A 16,939-nucleotide genomic window follows, 5' to 3' on the forward strand; every position below is an offset into this window, starting at 1 on the left:
CGACGCGGAGTCGCTTGGCCCCCTGCACGAAACAATATTCAGGAGGCTTTTTTGCCAGGGGAAAAGGTAAGGATGCGCATGTAGCCGGAATACCATCGTGTCCTCAAAATGACATCCTCCGCGTTGAAATATTGGGATATTCCCAATAATCGCGGTTCCCTTGCACATTCATATTCCTTACTTCATTGAGCCCGAATATCCAAACAGGGTGCTCAACAGGTTTTGATCCATCCATCCATCACCCACGCCGGACCTTCCCCGAGAAAGGGGTTCCACCCGGGTTTTGGGTCACCCAATATACACAAACACGATACAAAAGCCGTTTTACGCTTTTTGATGGAAGCCATCAATGAAAATGGCAAACCGAGTCTGGTGAATATCGATCAGAGTGTTGCGAACAAAGTGGGCCTGAACCAGTTGAATCGAGAGAGAAAGAAACGTTTCAAGATCCGTCAATTACAATCCCTGAACAAAATCGCCGAGCAGCGACTATCCACGCATCAAGAGGTTGGCGCAACCGATGCTCGGCTTCAAAAACTTACACGCAGCCCATCGGACGTGAGCAGGGATTGAAGTGATGACGATGATCAAAAAAAGTAGATGGAGACATTGCTGGGGGACAAGTACTCTCTCGCTGAGATATTCTACGCCTTCGCCGTCTGGTCCTCAGGGTCCGTGCGATCCTTTTCGTCTCGAACACCTGTTTTCGACAAAACCATCGGGAGACATCATGTCGACATTTCGATCACGGTATGAGCTTGAAACCATTGAGTTAGCCAACTCAAGCGGACTTGTCTTTGAATTTTTTCAGAATGGCGGCCTGTTCCGCGCGATGTGTGATGATGTGATGATTAATCAGATACTGGGTAACCCGCTTGAAGGTTCACTGAACAATGTGTATCTACGCCTCCGCACAGCTGATTCGATCACCTTTGTTCCACTGATCGGACCCTCATCTCCCGGTACCTTCGCCTACTCCCAAGACCAGGCCAGATGGCAAGGACACTGGCAGGATCTGGCATATACCTGTTCACTGACGCTCCACCCGAAAGGCACGCTGTGGTTTTGGACCATCGATATTCAGAACACGGCCCCGACGGATCGTCTCTGCGATGTGATCTATACCCAGGATATTGGCCTAGCCCACGAAGGAGCGATCCGGAACAACGAAGCGTATGGCAGCCACTACATTGATCATTCTGTTCTGACCCACGACACTTACGGACCCGTCGTCTGTTCACGCCAGAATCAAGCCTGCGGAGATCACCATCCCTGGTTGATGCAGGGATGTACCACCCATACCAGAGGCTTCGTGACAGATGGTCTGGCCTTTTTTGGTCTGTCGTATAAACACAGCAATATTCCGGTGGGACTCACCCAGGATTGCCTCGTGAGCGTCAAACAGCAATTCGAAATGGCATTCTGCGGTCTGCAATCCGATATCCTACGGATTGCTCCCGGCGAGTCCCGATCGGTCACGTTTTACGCCGAATATGTCCCACACCATCCAGAGCCCACCCAAGCCGCTGACGCCGACCGTATTTCTCCCGCGATAACCCGTATCGAACGATTACAAGATCAACCACGCCCTCGCGTGTTCACGCCGCAACCAGCCGCCGACACGATCCTGCACAACCTGACGATGCTGACCGGACAGGATGTAACCGACGACGAGGTCCAAAACCTCTACCCGGATCGACGACGCCATGAGGAAGTCCAAGACGGAAGGTTGTTGTCGTTTTTCTATGCGGATGCCACCCATGTGGTGTTACAAGCCAAGGAGCAGCTCGTCGAACGCCAACACGGCCATATCTTACGCAGCGGGAGCGCCATGCTTCCGCAGGACGATGGGCTGAGTTCCACCACGCACATGGCCGGTATCTTTCACTCCCATCTCACCATTGGCAACACGTCGTTTAACAAACTGTTGTCTATTACGAGAACGCCTTTCAACATCTTCAAAACGAGCGGCCTGCGCATTTTGATCAAGCGAGGTGGCACGTTTCATGTTCTCGGGATGCCCTCGTGTTATGAAATCGGCTTACACTCCTGCCGATGGCGCTACAAAACCGATCAGGGATGGATTCTGGTCGATGCCTGGGTCAGCCCAGAAGACGCCGCCGCGTTTGTGAGTATCGAGTCCGATCAGGCCGAGACTTTTGTCATCCTCAGCAATCTGGTTCTGGGTAACCATGAACTGGATCATCAAGGCCATATCGATATTGACGCCCAAACCGCAACGGCCACCTTGAGACCACATGCCAGTACAGATATGGCTCAACGATATCCGGATACCGTTTTCTACATCACGACGTCCGAGCCAACCAAGGTCGAGCACATTGGCACAGATGAAGAATTATTTACCGATCAACAGTCCCGTGGACTCCCCTATCTTACATTTCGTACTAAACCGGTGCAGACGTTTTCGTTGGCGATCACCGGTTCCATCATTAACGCCGAGCAGGCCAAGACATTATGTAAGAAATATCAAGCACAGCCGGCTCATCTGCAGCAGGACCAACAGGCCGGCTGGTCATTTTGGCAATCACTCGGAAGACAATTTCACCTCTCACTCCTTAAGACGAATCCGCTGTGCAACAAACTCAATGACATCTTTTACTGGTACCTCCACAATGCCATGGTGCACCTCACGATCCCCCATGGTCTCGAACAATTTTCCGGTGCCGCATGGGGTGTCCGCGATGTCTGCCAAGGCCCGCTCGAACTCCTGTTGGCCACCCAACACCATACTGAAGCGAAACAGATCTTGTTAACGGTCTTTGCCCAGCAATATGAGGAGACGGCGGATTGGCCACAGTGGTTTATGTTTGACCGGTTCGCCAACATCCAGCATCCGGACAGCCATGGTGACATCATCCTTTGGCCCTTAAAAGCTCTGGCGATGTATCTCGAAGCCAGCAATGATTTCAGAATCCTGGATATTGAGCTGCCCTATACCGAGATACCCACGTTTGTTCGCAGTTCCACCCGATCGACTCTGCTACGCCATGTTCAGCGCACGATTGACGCCATCGAATCCCGCTTTATCCCCGGTACGGCGCTATCAGCCTACGGCGCGGGGGATTGGGACGATACCCTTCAACCTGCTCAATCCGCCATGCGCGAGCATATGGTCAGCACCTGGACGGTCGCCTTAACCTATCAAGTGTTTCAACAATTGGGCACCGCCTTCAGGCAGGCCGGGCTCCATACCGATGAACAACGGCTGCTGCAGTTGGCCCGACGCATCAAAGCAGATTTCAATGATCATCTCCTCCCGGACGAGGTCGTGAGCGGATTTGGCTATCGCCACCCTGATGGCTGGATCGAACCCATCATCCACCCGAGCGATACGCGCACGAAGATTCACTACCGGCTGTTGCCGATGACCCGCAGCATGATTGGCGAGTTATTTTCGCCTGAGCAAGTGCAGGATCACCTTCGGCTCATTGAGTCCCACCTAACCTTTCCGGACGGTGTCCGCCTCATGAATAAACCGGTGTCCTACCAAGGCGGGGTGCGAGTGCTTTTCCGCCGGGCTGAAGAGTCGGCTCATTTCGGGCGTGAGATCGGGTTGCAATATGTCCATGCCCACATTCGCTATATCGAAGCGATGTGCAAAATCGGACAACCACAAAAAGCCTATGACGCGATCCTGCACATTCTACCGATCACTATTCAGGACCAGGTATCCAATGCGGTCACACGGCAGAGCAATACCTATTTCAGTAGCTCGGATGCGGATGTGCGTGATCGGTATGAGGCTGAACAGCTTTGGGATGCGCTGCGGGCGGGTAAGATTCAGGTGAAAGGGGGTTGGCGAATCTACTCAAGCGGGCCCGGTATCTTGATCAATCAAATCGTCAGCAATTTTTTAGGCTTGAGACTGTCGTATGACGATGTCGTCATCGATCCCGTCCTGCCAACACAACTGGATGGATTACACTTTACTTTTGCCATCGGTGGAAAACCCATCACCGTGATCTTCTCCATTGTTGGTGATGCTCTGGCGATGGTGAAAACCGTCACCATCAATGGAAACGAAATGGGATTTACACGCGACCATAATCCCTACCGCCCCGGTGGGGTTCGAATCCCACGCGCAGTGGTCTATCCCCTCCTGACCGACGGCCCCAATCGAATTCTTATCAGCTTAGGCTAAAGCGATTTCCTGCGTCACCGGCCGTCGGCAGCCACGGCCACAGCGATCACGAAGAGACCCGCATAGTCCTGCTTCCTGCAGCCCTCGATGGCAGGCATTATTCCGCCTGGTGCCACCGCAATCGCCGGCTTCCCCACGTTTGCCGGAGGAAACGTCTTGTACCCTGTCGCTGGAGTATAGCGCGCCGAACGGCACGCCAGGTGCGTTACGTCATAGAGCGTCGCCTGGTCAGCGAGCTCCCAGCGCCTATTTTCGTTCTGGTCGGGAATCAGGAGCATCCTTCCGCGAGTTAGCAACCACATAGAATCTTGCTGCAAAGCGGTTCGCACTTTGAGCACTCTAAGAGTGTCGCCGTCTCACGGCCCGCCGATGCGCCGTCGCTTCGTCGCGGTGGTTAGGCACCAAGTCGCTGGTTGATGTAGGTCGGGTCCTGATAGCCATGGATGACCGCGAGTACCTGTACGGTCTGTTCGTCAAAAGTGTAGAACAAAAGGTAGGGAAACTTGTGTATGACCGCCCTTCGGATGTGCGGCTCTACTTCCTGATACAGAAATGGATTCGGTAGAATTCGGTCGCAGGCAAGTTTAATTTCGTCCAAAAATCGCCTGCCAAGACCGTCCTGCTTTTCCTCATAGGAGAGGTAGCCGTGAAGAATGTCTACCTCCGCCTCCTTGGTAACGATGAGCTTGCCGCTCATCCGTTCAAAATGCGGCGTTTAACGTCTTCCCACGGCGATCCAGCGCCTGGATTCGCCCGATAGGCAGCCAGCCGTTTTCGGAGGAGCTGCCGTGTGGCATCAGTCAGTTCGATCTGCTCTGGACATTCGGCGATGCTGTCCCAGATTTCTGTAACCAGTTGAATACGTTCCGGAACTGACAATTCAAGGGCATCAGTAGCAGTGATTTTCATGACTTGAAAATAGCACAATACTCAAAAATGTGCCAGGTACTGGCGACCACAAGCTACCCTGGCGCCTACCGAAGCCCACGCTTGAGCTGGGGGACGCAGGCCACTTGGTTCGAGCCACGTATACTGAGTTCCTCGCGCGACTTCAGAATGGTCAGGGATGGAAAGAGTTGCGAGCTGGCCGGGTTTGGTCATAATAACATGGCTCCCGCGTTGACGGGCGACCTCCCATCCCAGTTTTTTAAAGGCTTTGACAACGGCAGCAGGAGAACAGGGACCGGTGGCATTACACTGTGACTTCAATCTCACGCCTTGTCACAGTCAACAGCATCCCTTTCTCTGATCGCACCTCCAGGCACTCTTTGATGGCCTCATGAATATTTTCCTGGGCTTCTTTTTCGGTTTTGCCCTGACTCATGGAGCCTGGAATGGTGGGGTAGTCGGCAATATACACACCTTCTTCATCTCGTGTAATCGTTATGATGAATTTCATCGATTTACTCCCTGCCACTAATATAATATATATCCGACATCCCGAAATAAAAAGCAAATTTTGACCGCCCCAAACACATTCTCATCAGCCTAGGCTATATCAAGTACCCACAATGATGAGTTATTCGTCAACAATAGACCTGGCACCAACTATTGTTTGATGGGCCACACATTGGGAGTCCGACAGAACTACAAGACTTGGGGTGGAAATGACTGGTACAACAACCGGCATCCCGTCTTTTTATGTCGTTGACTTCACCTCACTCAGTATGCGATTTTTTTTAGCAGTCCGCATGTTCAATTTGTTTCGGAGGAACCATTTTTTACCTTATTGATTAAGGAACATCATGGTGGTGAAAAGATTTTTGCAGTCTTTCTCCTTGCCGAGTACAGCTCCTCTCTTAATGACCTGTGTCTTGTTGCTCGATTGGGGCGTTGGCCAAGCGACAGACACGACCTCCCCCAACACGCAACAATCTCCCATAGTTCCCCTGCAGGGCTATGCCCCTCCCGGCTATAATCCGCCGCAGCCAGGGTACGAATACGTTCCCAACCCCCAGTATAATGGCTATAGTACCTTTGACTATGATTACGGAGGGCCGACCTACATTCAACGGAAAGCTCAAGCTCCCTACGTGACGGAATATGGGGGTCCCCTTCTGGAGGAATGGCAATATTCCGGTGGCTACCAAGGAGCATTAGACCGCGGAGAAATCCACTATCAACCCGGGTCCGGGTACAACAGTCAAATGGCTCCCCCCACTCAAGTCGAAGGACAATGACCAAGCAGGTTTTGTCGAACTCTCAGAGGGTCAAAAAACCCATCCAGTCTTGCCACATCTACAACCCCTTCTTTTAAAAATTCCTGATCTCATGGCCAGGATGGAATAGCTCAAGGATCTGTCATTCCGATCCGAAAATTTCCCAAAACCCTTAACTGAAAAGACCTTTTGAGTTCCAATGATGTGTGGTAATTTGGGAAAATCATTTTCCCGAATGGACCACGCCCCAATTACAGGTTAATCCATGAATCAGAACAAACTCGAACAATGGATTGTCGATCTTCCCAAAGTCGAACTTCACCTCCATATTGAAGGGACGCTTGAACCCGAGTTGATGTTCGATCTCGCGAAGCGTAACGGCCTCTCCCTTCCCTTTGCGACAAGTGAGGAGCTGAAGCGGGCTTACAACTTTCAAGATCTGCAGTCCTTCTTAAATATTTACTATGAAGGCTCGCAGGTTTTACGACAGGAACGTGATTTTTTTGATCTGACCTGGGCCTACCTCACACGCGTGGTGAAGGAACATGTCCGCCACGTGGAAATCTTTTTTGATCCCCAGGCGCATATGAACCGTGGGATAGCCCTTCACACCGTCATTTCAGGTATTCACGCCGCACTCGAACAGGCTCGCACCGAATTGCAGATCTCCTCCAAACTGATCCCCTGTTTCCTTCGCGATCTCCCTCCCGATTCTGCCAGGCAGACTCTGGAAATGATCCTGGATTATCGAGACTGGGTGTCGGCCGTGGGGCTGGATTCTTCCGAGAAGGGGCGTCCACCCGATCTTTTTCAGGACGTCTTCGATCACGCACGGACCGAAGGATTGCTGACCGTGGCTCATGCCGGGGAGGAAGGCCCTCCGGAATATATTTGGCAGGCCCTCGAGCTACTCAAAGTCGTCCGCATCGACCACGGCATTCGTTGTATTGAGGATGAATCCCTCGTTCAGCATCTGGTTCACACCCAAATTCCTCTCACGGTGTGCCCTCTCTCAAATGTGAAACTCAAAGTGTTCCCCTCACTGGATCATCATAATTTACAGGTACTTCTCCAACGAGGCTTATGCGTGTCGATCCATTCCGATGATCCCGCCTACTTTGGTGGGTACATTACCGATAATTATCTTGCCGCTCAGCGCGCGCTCAATCTCCAGCCAGGCGATATCCTTCAATTGGCGAAGAATGCCGTGAAGGCCAGCTTCCTGTCAGACACAGAAAAGGAAAAACTCATTGGTGAAATTCAGGACCATGCCACAAGGCTGCAGCATTCCCATTTTTAATATCCCCCATTGGGGTTTTCTCCGACGGACTGCGTATTAGGAGTTCAGTTCTGATCGTTTGGATCTTTTCCTACTGGGCGGGACTCATTTTCAGAGCTGTCGTTTCTCAGTGAGATCAATTTCATTGGGATTCTCGCCTTTCCCGTTCAACTGCCGCTAAATAGGGTAAAGCCCGACCTGCACCTCCTAGGTCCAAGCCATACCCGATTACCCAGACATCCGGAATCTCAAATCCAACGTAATCGACCCTGAGAGCCACCTGATGACGGCTTGGCTTATCCAAGAGAGTACAGAAACGCACCCAGGCCGGGTGCTGTTGTTTCAGATGTTCATGCACCGCGTGCAACGAGAACCCCGAATCGAAAATATCATCGACAACCAATACCACTTCATCGGTGATTTGAGGGAGTTCCTCCCTCAGAAAGCTGACTGCCCCGCTGGCCTCATTGGTCTCACCATAGTGTGAAACCTTTAAAAATTCGACTTGTGGCTCGATACCATGGTGTGAAAGGTGTCGCACGAGATCAGCCAAGAAAACAAAGCTCCCTGTCAGCAAGCCAAGCAGGATGGGCTTTCGAGTTGGCAGATCGGTTGCGATTAGTTTGGCTAATTCGCCAACCCGCGTCTCAATAGTTTTCTCATCAATCAGAACAGAATGGGGAAGCATGAAGTCCCTTCTATCAATTCGTGTGCTGAAATTCTTGACTATTTTACACAGTCACGGCAAGCACAGAAGGGGAAAAACCTACCCGTTAACCACCTGGGACCGAGCCACTCAGACAAACGTACCCTTGGCTGCCCAAGAAGTCCGAAACAGGAGGTCGAGACTGCGAGATGGAAGAACATTTCTTTGCGCTATGGCGTTGTATTCAGGCGTCTCGGCGGGAAGATGCTTGGGGAGTGGGAATGGGCATTAGAAGTTCCTCAATCGGCTGGCCATCAACATCAGGAAGGGAGACATTGAGCAACTGTGCAATCGTGGGGGCATAATCCATAAGGGACACCGTTCGATCGACAGTTCCCGGTTGAATAGATGGTCCGAAGGCCAGGAACATGCCCCCCGCTCGGTGATGCCCTGTACGGGGATGCCAGAAATTTGTCGAGATTTTCCCGAATTTTTCTGAAAAAACCGCAGGAATTGGATCTTCTTCATACCATTCCACCAGGAGGTCGGGCAGATGAGCAAGGTTCTCACCGGAATAATGATCGGCTGTGCGAATAATTCGCTGGATCACCGGCTTTCCTGTCTTGACGTTGATGATCCCTAACAAATCCTTTTCGAGCTCCATACAAAATTGTTGATAGTCCGGCCCCGGCTGGACCTTGCCTTCGGGTTCCCGGCCAACCAGATTCACTCTGATCCCGGCATGGGAAGGCGTGTCATGAATGGAAAAGCACTTGCTCGCCGCTCGATCCACAAGTGGGCCAGAGTCTGCGGACAGTTTATGAGAAAGGGGATATATTATGGGCGCAAGAAATTTCTGCACGCTCGATGGGATCTTCTGCCACATTCGGTACAGGAAGGCGAGTGATCTTCGTTGAAGAAGAGAGCCTGTGACATTGTTCGCCGGTATTCTTGGCGGCACAGCCACCTTTAACTGAAGCAGGAATTTCTCCATGAATCCATATGGAATATTCGTCTGCCCCATACCATGGCTGACAAAAACGATCACCGTGGTTTCTTCGTCAATATCCTTGAGAATTTCTCCAATGGCCGTGTCGATGGCTTTATAAACATCCTTGATCGGATCCCCAACGATCCTGGCAAGATCCGCATCATGCCATTGATGGGTGGGATCGTGTACATGCCAGTACTGATGACCAATACAGTGACTTTCGGTGAAAACCTGGGCAAACAAATCCCAATTATCTTGTTGCAAAAAATGTTTCGTGACCGCAGTCTTTCTGGCGACCCCATTGATAAGAGTATCCCGAAAGGCCGCGACTCCAGCCGCATCCCGTTTTGCATCACAGTCTCCCTGGATAGGATGAGAGCACGGTGAACCAAAGCGTTGTTCCACCTCAGCAGCCAGCGAGGGTGGCCATGTCATAAATCCGGAATGTGCATCGTGGGCGCCATATTCAACCAATTGAATCCCGTTGAGATTGTGCGACAGGGCAGTCAGAGGAATATCAAGGATGGCTACCCTTCGCCCTGCCCGGCTTAGATGGTTCCAGAAAGGTTCACGTTTAACGCTTTCTCCTGCATACGTGGGATGCAGCTCATACGTTCCTGGCTGAAGCTGGTGTAGGGAATGAATTCCGTGCTTACCCGGGTTGACGCCGGTATACCATGTGGGCCACGTCGAACCGACAAAAAGCCCTGGGGTGCTCGTGGTGGCTCCCACCAAACTTTTTGCGAAGAGGGCTTGCAGGGTCGGCAGGGTTCCATCTTGCGCCCATCGTTTTAATAAATCTCTCGATCCCGCATCAATACCCAGCAATACAACTTTTTGGGCTTTTTCCAACGGATTACTCCTCAGAAATTCAACCGCGGAATTTCTACACCATGCAATGAGAAGAGGTTTGAAGTTGTCACAAAATTTTCAATACGATGGTTCAGTTCCCGCTCGTCTGACCGAGACGGCCTAAAGACATTAATTGAAAAAATGCGAAATATCAAACCATTCCTGGATAATAGTAGAAGCCTGCGTGTGGAATGGACCGTAAAGTATTGGGGTACCGGGAAGACGCTGGTAGTTTCTCGCCAGGGCAGCTAAAACGGATTTCTCTATTAGCCAATGGAAGGTAGGTAGGGTTGCGATGCGATTGGCATACGTTATTGATTCCTGCTCATGGGTCACGACCTTTACGATCAATGAAATGGTAGAGATTCAGCGTGCAGGCCATCAAATAATTCTGGCGCCTCTTTATTCAGGCGGGCCCTCTCCTACTCATTATGGAAAAGCTGAGCATGTGAAACCTGAAGCCGTCCTGCCTGACTCTCCGTTTGACCTCCATGTCGTAGGCTTAGCCCTTTTGATGCTCCTGAAGCGTCCCTGGCGCGTCTTGAAAACTCTTGCTGCCCTTCATTGGGCTGCAGGGCTAAACCCTTATGCGCATATCAGTAATGCCATATGGACCCCCAAAGCTCTGGCCACGGCATGGCGCCTGGAAAAGATGAACGTAGACCGGATCCATGCACCGTTTGCCACCCGGTCAGCCACCTGCGCCGGTATAGCGGGACGTGTCAGTGAGATTCCTTTCTCATTCACCGCCCATGCTTACGATATTTACTGCACCTCGCTTCAACTGCGTAACGACACGCTCAGATGGAAGATTCGCCATGCAACCCAGGTGTTTGGCATAAGCGAAGATGGGATTCGCCTCCTCCGCCGGATGGCACCTGATTGTCCCCACATACACCTTGTTCATGTGGGAATCCCCTTGACATTATTTACTCAGAGACCTGCTCCTCCTCACCATGGAGTTCTTCAGCTTTTATGCGTGGCCAGCTTTGTTGAAAAGAAAGGCTTGGATACGCTCCTTGATGCCTGCAAGGTGCTGTGTGAGAAAAACCTCAAATTTTATTTGCGCTTATTTGGTAATGGCCCGTTAAAACCAATGTTGGAGCAGCAAATTTCCGATTTGGGCTTACTTGACAAGGTTTCACTTGGCGGTCCCATCACACAGAACGAAGTGTTGGAGCAAATGACAAAGAGTCATCTTATTGTCATGCCATGCCGTAAAGATGGCACAGGGAATATGGATGGGATCCCGACTGTTTTTATGGAGGCCATGGCCGTCGGACGCCCCGTGATCAGTTGCCCCATTGGAGGCATATCAGAGCTCGTGCGGGATGGAGAAACAGGTAAATTGGTGCCTTCCAATGATCCACATGCCTTGGCTGCAGTAATTATGCAGCTTGGGGAAGACCAGGCTCTTCGAAATCGCCTGGTCCAACAGGCTCGCGCCTTGGTCGAAAAACACCATGACATACGGACGACGGTAACCTTGATGCTTCGTCATATGAACCAGTCTCAAAAATGCGGTCAACAGAAGGGACAATGCGAGTAACGACAAGGGCATGTCCCTTGCAAAGACTGTCGCGCATGGTCCAATCATGATCCAGGTCTCCGTCATCGTACCCTTTTATAATTCCGAACGGTATATCCAGAGATGTGTCGAAGGATTACTTCAGCAAAGCTTCCCACGGGAGGCCTACGAACTGATCCTGATCGATAATAACTCTACGGATTCCTCTGCTGAAACGGTGAGACAATATCCCGGCATTCGATTGCTGACAGAACCGAAACAAGGCGCGTATGCGGCGAGGAATCGAGGGCTACAGGAAGCGAAGGGCGAAATCCTGGCCTTTATCGATGCGGATTGTGTCCCCGCTCACGATTGGTTGCAAAACATCATGATGGCAATGGAACAACCAAACCTCAGCATTGTTCTCGGTCAGAGAGAATATGGCGGGGACTCTCTGGTTCTGTCGATGTTTGCAGCGTACGAGGATGAAAAACATCATTACGTGTTCCATAGCAGAAAAAAAGAACTCTATTACGGGCATACGAACAATATGGCCGTAAAAAAACACCTGTTTGACGAGCTGGGTCCCTTCGTAGAGCGAGCCAGGGGAAGCGACACGGTCTTTGTTCGACAATCTGTCAATAAGTATTCTTGTGAGGTCGTTCGGTATTGCCCACAGATTCGAGTCCGGCATTTGGAAATTGAAACCCCAAAGAATCTGTACCAAAAGTTTTTCATTTATGGACGTAGCAGAAGAAGCCATCGACTTATTGTGGAGCAAGAACCGTTAAGTAATAAGGAACGGCTGCAGGTGTTTCGCAATGTCGTCCGTACCCGGCAGTACTCTTGGATGGAATCCATGATGTTCATTCTGTATCTCGGAATCGGCCTTGCTTACTGGAACCTGGGTGCAATCAGCCTTGCCAGGGAGGAGAAAGATCCAGTTGAATAATGAAACATGGATGGATGGATGGCTGCCTGATGATTTTGAACAGAACAGTTACAAGAAGATTTTCTACCCATTCCATTAAATTTTTGGGGAATGTGGTTCACAACCAAGGCTTTCAACCATAAATTAATCCTAACGCCACACGAAGCCCCTCCTGTCAATTCGTCTGGTTCGGCCAACCGGTCCACCAATCCTCCTTATCCTTTTCAATTGTCTCCCCTTCCCTCCTCGATTTCTAAAACTTCGCACCAAAAGAAATAGCATCACCAGGGTAAAATTAATTGAAAAGGGTACATGCGCGGAAAGAAGGTATAAAAAACACTCAAACCCGCTACGGAAAAATGTTGTTACCATTGATATACTCGGGGCTGGGAGCCCCATGCGTTTATTGCTCATGCAAGAATCAGATGAAGGGCGCTGAACCGATGATTTAGGCGGGCAGTGTAATTTCTGGAAAGTTTTCATGCCACTTGCAAACGATCTCTCACAGATATCAGCGTTTGTGAATGTTGCAACAACACCGAAGAATCACCCGCTGACTCGTCGAAAAGCCCTGTGGCATTCGACATGCACCTTCTAAGGTAACAATATCCATTGGAATTCCGGGCAACCACATGATGAAGGCGAAGGGAATCCCTGGTCTGCTGGCGATGGCCATCGCACTGTTGGCGGGATGCGCGGCAATGCCCCCTAAACATCAGGAGAATCTTTGCACAATTTTCGATCAATACCCCGAATGGTACGATGCGGCCAAAGAATCTCAGGACAGGTGGGGTACGCCGCCCCACATTCTCATGGCCTTCGTGAAACAGGAGTCGTCGTTTCGCCACGATGCGATGCCCCCATGGGATTGGTTTCTTTTCATTCCTCTCGGACGCCAATCGTCAGCGGAGGGCTATGCCCAGGCTAAAGATGAGACATGGGAGGAATATGAGGATGAGACCGGCGGGTTCTTCCAAAGCCGGTCAACTATGGAGGACGCCCTGGACTTCATCGGCTGGTACAACCACAAAAGCAGCAGAGAGCTTGGCATTTCCAAATGGGATCCCAAGCACCTGTACCTGGCTTACCATGAAGGTCGTGGAGGCTATGCGCGGGGAAGCTACAAGAGAAAACCGAAGGTCGTGCACATTGCTAATCGTGTGGATTGGCAAGCCAAGGAGTATGGCGCTCAGTTACGCCAATGCGAACATCGGTTCAGGTGTCGACACTGGTATCAGTTCTGGCCATTCTGCAGTTGATGCTGAAGCTTCCGATCAGAGTAATAAGTTTCCATAATCCTGGTTTCGCCAACGAATTGATCAAAATCCAGTTACTGAGGTTTCTTATTGCTGATCCACACTTTTCGAACTTGTAGATAGAGCGTCAGATAGCAGTCCTTCACCTCGGACAAAGGCGACTTGAAGAGGCCTCGCATGGAACGTGTACTTTTTTTGCACATATGACCTCACAGTCAATTCCGGTATAAATATTACCGAGTTCAATACAAATACCAAACACCCTCATTTCCATTCCTACAAATCCATTCCAATCCCCCTTTGTATGAAAACACCAGGCGACAGTGTGACTACAACCCTTCATTTAATTTATCCTACTTGGGCAATGTAAACGAACCATCCAGACTTTTCGACTAACATGAAAAAATTAACGGTTTTGTATGTCTATCTCGGTTTTTACCGTGATGCCGGAGGAGAACATTCTCCGCTGGGGCTGGCCGAAGAACTCGATCGGGAGCGCTTCAGCTTTGAGATCGTCACCTTGATGCCGACCACCTCTGTCATTGGTGCTGCAGTACAGGCGACCGGTTGCAAAATCCATGAACTCGGGCTGGGCAAGCCCCATCTCACAGACCCTGTCGGCATGATCAAAGTTATCCATGCCTATTATAAGACGTTCCGACGGCTCAAACCGGATATCGTTCAGACACAATCAGGGTTTTGCAATATATGGGGCCGCCTGGCTGCCAAACTGGCCGGCATTCCTGTTGTCATCGCGACGGTCAATTTTGATGAACCCCCACCCCGATGGTTCCTGCGACCGTTTATGCATGCCATGCATCGCTGGCTGTCGACGAGCACAGCAGCCTACGTCTGCATTGCCAAACATTTGATGAAGGAACAGTTACGACCCTACGAATGGAGCCGTGCCGAAATCATCTACCAATTTTTCGATCTAAACCGCTTTCTAGGGGGCCGCCCTGATTTACCCGAAGTTCGGGCTTTCACGTATCCCGCCCGTCCCGTCCTCGGCATTGTCGGAAGGCTCGAACATGAAAAAGGCCATCAGGTGGCCATCACGGCCATGCGGAAAATTGTCGATGCCGTACCCGGCGCTCGACTCCAAATCGTCGGAGCCGGCAGCTTGGAAAAAGAACTCAGGAATCAAGTTCAAGCCCTCCGACTCTCGGACCACGTCGAGTTCACGGGGCACCGTACTCAAATTTGCGAGATGATGTCCCACCTGGACCTCTTGTTGATCCCCTCTTACAACGAAGCGTTTGGCTTAGTCGTGTTAGAGTCGATTGCCGCCGGGGTACCCCTGTTAGGAAGTCGTAGCGGGGCGTTTCCAGAAATTCTTGAAAATGGGAAATACGGTATGTTGGTCGATCAAGCCAATCCTGGCGCGTTGGCAGACGCTGCACTTGCGATCATCGCTAACCCTGCCCCGGCATTGGTCAAGTTGAAAGAGGCTCGGGCACAGGTGCTCAAGCGATTCACGAAAGAGGAAAGCGCCAGGCGACATGCCGGTCTTTATGCGCGTTTAGCCGAAAAACTTTAGCAGAAATTCCCTAAAATTCTTCCACCATGGAAAAATAGGCTTCACTGCTTCCCATTCAGAGTTTGCTCCGATGGATTGATTGCCCCTTCCATGACACCATGGAGGATGGTTGCCTTCTACTGCAGGTCGATAGCGTTGTCCTCGTTTACAGGATTACATGGGACAAGCATGTTGGACTGACCCACCCGCGTTAACACCAGCCATTGTAAAAATGAGCGCAAGGAGCAGATTATCTTTGAGCAATTCCCGAGTGATATGACACCGTTCCGTGTATCCCGCCGAAGCGGGGTCGCCGGTCGAGGAGGCACTCTTGGCATAGCAGTCTCCTGCACAATTATATTTGGCGATGCACCCCTGGCACTTCGGCATGTCATGAACATTGAGTTTCCCTAAACGATCAATCGCTTCATGATCTAGAACGAATTCACCATCCTCCTGATTCCACGCTCCATATTGGAACAACGAGGATCGAGGATCCGTAGGTTGAAGAACTTCGTTACATGAAGTCACAATTCCACGTGAGGTGACCAGGAAATTGCTCGCATCACTGGCTCCACAAAACGTCTCCCGGTGCTTCAGAGAAGCGGCTGAATAGTGCAGTTGGATTCCAAATCCGGCAGCCACCTGTCTTGCTGTGCGGAAGTTCTCAACGAACATCTGCGCATCAAGATGTGCAATCTGGTCCTTCAGGTTTGTCACTGTTGTGGCATCGAACACCGGTTCGAAGTGAAGACTTTTGCATTGTAGGTTCTCCCCGACAAACGCAACAAATTCCGCCAACGTCGCGCTACCTGCTGCAGTCACCGTCGATCGGATATCGTAGGTCCTCCCACGCATCTCAAGCCCCTTCATGGTGGCAATAATGCGATCGAAGGAACCCCCGCCTTTCGGTAGGACCCGATGCTCATTATGCACTTCCCGGACGCCATCCAAAGAGAAGGTCAGATGGGTGCAGTTTTCCGCAATGTAATCCAGCCGTGATTGGGCAAACACACCATTCGTGCTCAAGGATATGGAGGGTACGAAATGATTGGCCCTGCACTGTTCTTTGTAGTATTCAATAATTTCCCGAAATATACCCCAACTGGCCGTGGCTTCCCCTTCTCCTAAAAACCTGATGGACGGATCCACATTTTGCACATGTGCGTTCTGAACAATTAAATCGATTGCCCCTTTCGCTACGGGCAAGGGTATATCCAGATCTTCCAACCTCCCACCTTCCGCATAACAATACGTGCACCGCAAGGTGCACTTCTGAGTGTTGGAGAAGGTCGCGCTGGTGGGGGCCCATCGTGTGCTGGGCTTGATCAAAGACCGCTGTGGCGTCTCGGGGATTTTGAACACGTTGCGTTCATTGAGATGGTCAATCAGCGTTTGCTCATTGGGAAACAACTCCTCTTGACGGAAATATTTCCTAACGGTCGACACACCAAATTCGTCAAGAATCATGCTGAAATTCGAAAGGGGACTGTAAAACAAGTATCCGTTGAGAAATGAAACAAGAAAGATATCTCCTGCTCCTTCTATTCGCTCTTCAATGAAATTCTCAAAAGTAGGAAGGCCATTTTTCCCGCGTTTTTCAGGCATGAGTAAGGTGGTTGGCATAGGAGCTTTCC

Annotated in this window: 16 protein-coding genes; 8 read left to right on the forward strand and 8 right to left on the reverse strand. The window is 50.8% G+C overall.

The window, feature by feature from the left end; all coding sequences use genetic code 11:
- Positions 1-336 precede the first annotated feature (336 nt).
- Both ACWHYD_RS19030 and ACWHYD_RS19035 read left to right on the forward strand, forming a co-directional pair.
- Positions 337-573: a hypothetical protein gene (locus tag ACWHYD_RS19030; RefSeq protein WP_447963583.1), complete on the forward strand. Its 237-nt coding sequence runs from the start codon at positions 337-339 to the stop codon at positions 571-573.
- A gap of 157 nt (positions 574-730) precedes the next feature.
- Positions 731-4,162 (forward strand): GH36-type glycosyl hydrolase domain-containing protein, encoded by a 3,432-nt coding sequence (locus ACWHYD_RS19035; protein WP_447963584.1) that lies wholly within the window; start codon positions 731-733, stop codon positions 4,160-4,162.
- A gap of 14 nt (positions 4,163-4,176) precedes the next feature.
- Here the strand turns inward: ACWHYD_RS19035 and ACWHYD_RS19040 are convergent, their stop codons facing one another.
- The 5 genes from ACWHYD_RS19040 to ACWHYD_RS19060 all read right to left on the reverse strand — a co-directional run bounded on the left by ACWHYD_RS19040 (position 4,177) and on the right by ACWHYD_RS19060 (position 5,561).
- Entirely contained in the window at positions 4,177-4,458 is a 282-nt protein-coding gene (locus tag ACWHYD_RS19040; RefSeq protein WP_447963585.1) for a hypothetical protein, read from the reverse strand.
- A gap of 98 nt (positions 4,459-4,556) precedes the next feature.
- Positions 4,557-4,859, reverse strand: a complete 303-nt coding sequence (locus ACWHYD_RS19045; protein WP_447963586.1) for a type II toxin-antitoxin system RelE/ParE family toxin — start codon at positions 4,857-4,859, stop codon at positions 4,557-4,559.
- Positions 4,856-5,071 (reverse strand): addiction module protein, encoded by a 216-nt coding sequence (locus tag ACWHYD_RS19050; protein ID WP_447963587.1) that lies wholly within the window; start codon positions 5,069-5,071, stop codon positions 4,856-4,858. Before ACWHYD_RS19050 ends, ACWHYD_RS19045 begins: the two co-directional genes overlap by 4 nt.
- A 21-nt stretch (positions 5,072-5,092) precedes the next feature.
- Positions 5,093-5,371, reverse strand: coding sequence for a type II toxin-antitoxin system HicA family toxin (locus tag ACWHYD_RS19055; RefSeq protein WP_447963588.1), 279 nt, complete (start codon positions 5,369-5,371; stop codon positions 5,093-5,095).
- Positions 5,355-5,561, reverse strand: a complete 207-nt coding sequence (locus tag ACWHYD_RS19060) for a type II toxin-antitoxin system HicB family antitoxin (RefSeq protein ID WP_447963589.1) — start codon at positions 5,559-5,561, stop codon at positions 5,355-5,357. Before ACWHYD_RS19060 ends, ACWHYD_RS19055 begins: the two co-directional genes overlap by 17 nt.
- Positions 5,562-5,940: 379 nt before the next feature.
- On the opposite strand from ACWHYD_RS19060, the gene ACWHYD_RS19065 reads away from it, so the two are divergent.
- Both ACWHYD_RS19065 and ACWHYD_RS19070 read left to right on the forward strand, forming a co-directional pair.
- The gene (locus ACWHYD_RS19065) at positions 5,941-6,342 is read left to right on the forward strand and encodes a hypothetical protein (RefSeq protein ID WP_447963590.1); all 402 of its coding nucleotides are present in this window, start codon (positions 5,941-5,943) and stop codon (positions 6,340-6,342) included.
- Positions 6,343-6,586: 244 nt separating this feature from the next.
- Positions 6,587-7,621 (forward strand): adenosine deaminase, encoded by a 1,035-nt coding sequence (locus ACWHYD_RS19070; RefSeq protein WP_447963591.1) that lies wholly within the window; start codon positions 6,587-6,589, stop codon positions 7,619-7,621.
- Between the two features lie 121 nt (positions 7,622-7,742).
- Here the strand turns inward: ACWHYD_RS19070 and hpt are convergent, their stop codons facing one another.
- Entirely contained in the window at positions 7,743-8,288 is a 546-nt protein-coding gene (hpt, locus tag ACWHYD_RS19075) for a hypoxanthine phosphoribosyltransferase (RefSeq protein ID WP_447963592.1), read from the reverse strand.
- A gap of 202 nt (positions 8,289-8,490) precedes the next feature.
- Positions 8,491-10,089 (reverse strand): alkaline phosphatase family protein, encoded by a 1,599-nt coding sequence (locus ACWHYD_RS19080; protein ID WP_447963593.1) that lies wholly within the window; start codon positions 10,087-10,089, stop codon positions 8,491-8,493.
- A gap of 295 nt (positions 10,090-10,384) precedes the next feature.
- Here ACWHYD_RS19080 and ACWHYD_RS19085 point away from each other — a divergent pair, with 295 nt between their 5' ends.
- The 4 genes from ACWHYD_RS19085 to ACWHYD_RS19100 all read left to right on the forward strand — a co-directional run bounded on the left by ACWHYD_RS19085 (position 10,385) and on the right by ACWHYD_RS19100 (position 15,323).
- Positions 10,385-11,638, forward strand: a complete 1,254-nt coding sequence (locus ACWHYD_RS19085; protein ID WP_447963594.1) for a glycosyltransferase — start codon at positions 10,385-10,387, stop codon at positions 11,636-11,638.
- Positions 11,639-11,648: 10 nt separating this feature from the next.
- The gene (locus ACWHYD_RS19090; protein WP_447963595.1) at positions 11,649-12,548 is read left to right on the forward strand and encodes a glycosyltransferase; all 900 of its coding nucleotides are present in this window, start codon (positions 11,649-11,651) and stop codon (positions 12,546-12,548) included.
- A 611-nt stretch (positions 12,549-13,159) separates the two neighbouring features.
- Entirely contained in the window at positions 13,160-13,786 is a 627-nt protein-coding gene (locus ACWHYD_RS19095) for a transglycosylase SLT domain-containing protein (protein ID WP_447963596.1), read from the forward strand.
- Between the two features lie 394 nt (positions 13,787-14,180).
- The gene (locus tag ACWHYD_RS19100; protein WP_447963597.1) at positions 14,181-15,323 is read left to right on the forward strand and encodes a glycosyltransferase; all 1,143 of its coding nucleotides are present in this window, start codon (positions 14,181-14,183) and stop codon (positions 15,321-15,323) included.
- A 153-nt stretch (positions 15,324-15,476) separates the two neighbouring features.
- On the opposite strand, the gene ACWHYD_RS19105 is transcribed toward ACWHYD_RS19100, so the two are convergent.
- Positions 15,477-16,928 carry a radical SAM protein gene (locus ACWHYD_RS19105; protein WP_447963598.1) on the reverse strand — a complete coding sequence of 484 codons (1,452 nt, stop codon included), beginning with the start codon at positions 16,926-16,928 and terminating at the stop codon, positions 15,477-15,479.
- Positions 16,929-16,939: the final 11 nt, after the last annotated feature.

It is taken from the genome of Nitrospira sp. Ecomares 2.1, from assembly GCF_965152585.1.